The 2065-nt window shown below is 53.9% G+C and carries 3 protein-coding genes and 1 pseudogene; 3 read left to right on the forward strand and 1 reads right to left on the reverse strand.

All coding sequences use genetic code 11. The features are described from left to right. Nucleotides 1–438: 3-hydroxyacyl-CoA dehydrogenase family protein (locus HP459_RS22605; protein ID WP_253939678.1), on the forward strand; the 438-nt coding region annotated here is incomplete at its 5' end. 209 nt (nucleotides 439–647) lie between these two features. Continuing rightward, a complete protein-coding gene (gene sixA / locus HP459_RS22610; RefSeq protein WP_003861375.1) occupies nucleotides 648–1133 on the forward strand; it encodes a phosphohistidine phosphatase SixA in 486 nt (161 codons plus the stop codon). 46 nt (nucleotides 1134–1179) lie between these two features. On the opposite strand, the gene smrB is transcribed toward sixA, so the two are convergent. Then, complete coding sequence (gene smrB / locus HP459_RS22615; protein WP_108367183.1) at nucleotides 1180–1731, reverse strand: endonuclease SmrB; 552 nt, start codon at nucleotides 1729–1731, stop codon at nucleotides 1180–1182. Nucleotides 1732–1876: 145 nt separating this feature from the next. Between smrB and HP459_RS22620 the strand changes: the two are divergent. After that, nucleotides 1877–2065: pseudogene (locus HP459_RS22620) on the forward strand (50S ribosomal protein L3 N(5)-glutamine methyltransferase); the annotation flags it as partial.

The raw sequence follows: 2065 nt of genomic DNA on the forward strand, positions 1-2065 counted from the left end.
AAGGACGATCGCAAAGGCAGAAAAAATGAACGCGGTTTCTATCTTTACGCCGCGAAAGGGCGTAAAAGCAAGAAACAGGTCGACCCTTCGGTTTATGCGCTTATTCCTGTTACGGGTCAGGGAAAACTGTCGGCGGTTCAGTGTGCTGAGCGCTGCGTGATGATGATGCTCAATGAAGCGGCGCGCTGCTTTGGTGAGCAGGTGATCAAAAGCGCGCGCGACGGCGACATCGGTGCCGTGTTTGGTATCGGTTTTCCGCCATTCCTTGGCGGCCCGTTCCGGTATATGGATACCCTCGGGGCGGGTGAAGTGGTTGCGATCCTGCAACGTCTGGCCTCGCAATACGGTCCACGGTTTACACCTTGTGACGAATTATTGCAGATGGCGGAACGGGGTCAGACATTCTGGCCCGCAAGGGAAACTGATTGCGTAAACTGAAGTCAAAGAAGGGTAAATCCTGAAGTGATGGAACCTGTTCTGGCGAAATTGTAAACAGAGATTGACTATACTTACGCCATTGAGGTAAAAAACAGCGTTTCATTCACCGAATGGATCAGGCACAATGCCCGGCCATCGGGTTTTCTACCTCAGAGCATTAATCGCGGGTAGTTAACGCCGGTGATTCTGGTTAACAAAAGCGGTGCAATATGCAAGTTTTTATCATGCGTCACGGCGACGCGGCACTCGATGCCGCCAGTGACTCAGTACGTCCTTTAACCGTCTGTGGCTGCGACGAATCCCGTCAGATGGCGACATGGCTTAAAGGTCAAAAAGTGGACATTGAACGCGTTCTGGTGAGTCCGTTCCTGCGGGCAGAACAGACGCTGGATGTGGTAGGGGAGTGTATGAACCTGCCATCCAGTGTGGATGTTCTCCCTGAACTCACGCCGTGTGGCGATGTTGGCCTTGTCAGTGCTTACCTTCAGGCGCTGTGCAACGAAGGTGTCGCTTCCGCACTGGTCATTTCCCACCTGCCGCTGGTCGGCTATCTGGTATCTGAGCTGTGCCCGGGCGAAACGCCGCCGATGTTCACAACGTCCGCCATTGCCAACGTCACCCTCGACGAAACCGGCAAAGGGGTCTTTAACTGGCAAATGAGTCCGTGCAACCTGAAGATGGCTAAAGCCATCTGACGTGACGTGCGATATGGCGGGGTGCCGCGTGCCTCCCGCCATCCTGTCAGGGCAACTCTGGCGGCTGCCACTCCTCCACCTCAATCAATACCAGCAATGCGGCATCTCCGCCGTACTCTTTTGGTGCCTGATGAAAAGCCATTACGTGCGGATGCTGAGCCAGCCACAGCGGCGTCTGTTGTTTGAGAATATGTTTGCCGTGACCGTGCATCACGCAGGCGCAAAAAACATGCTCGCGTCGGCACGCCGCGATCAACGCCCCCAGCTCCTGCTTCGCCTGCATCTGGGTCATCCCATGCAGATCGAGGAACAGCTCCGGCGAGTAATCTCCCCGGCGTAATTTTTTCAGTTCAAAATGGCTAACGTCTTCGCGCACGTATTTCACCGCGCCCTGCGTATTTAGCAGCGGCTGAAACTCATCTGAAAAATAGTGGCTGTTATCGGCCTGCTCCTGAAGCAACCGTTTGACCGGAACCTCGCTGATTTTTTTACGCTGCGGGCGATGGACAATGGTGTCGTGCGTGATTTTACGCGTCCCGGTCATCAGCTGACGGAAGAGAGCCTGATCCTCCTCGCTGAGCGATGTTTTCTTTTTCATTCGTCATTCTCATCTCGTATTTCCGATAGTGTACCCGACTAAACGCATTTTTTAACCTCAAGCGACACGCGTCATTGCTGATTTATCGCCGTCTTCATGGCAAACTAGCCGCCGAAAATTATGCGAGCATGCCCTGGAGGAAAGAGTGGATAAAATTTTTGTCGATGAAGCAGTAAACGAGCTGCATACCATACAGGACATGTTGCGCTGGTCGGTTAGCCGCTTCAGCGCCGCCAATATCTGGTACGGACACGGCACCGATAACCCGTGGGATGAGGCCGTCCAGCTGGTGCTGCCGTCACTCTACCTGCCGCTGGATATTCCGGAAGACATG

The sequence above is a fragment of the Enterobacter sp. CM29 genome (genome assembly GCF_013179605.1).
In the GTDB taxonomy this organism is placed as follows: Bacteria; Pseudomonadota; Gammaproteobacteria; order Enterobacterales; family Enterobacteriaceae; genus Enterobacter; species Enterobacter intestinihominis.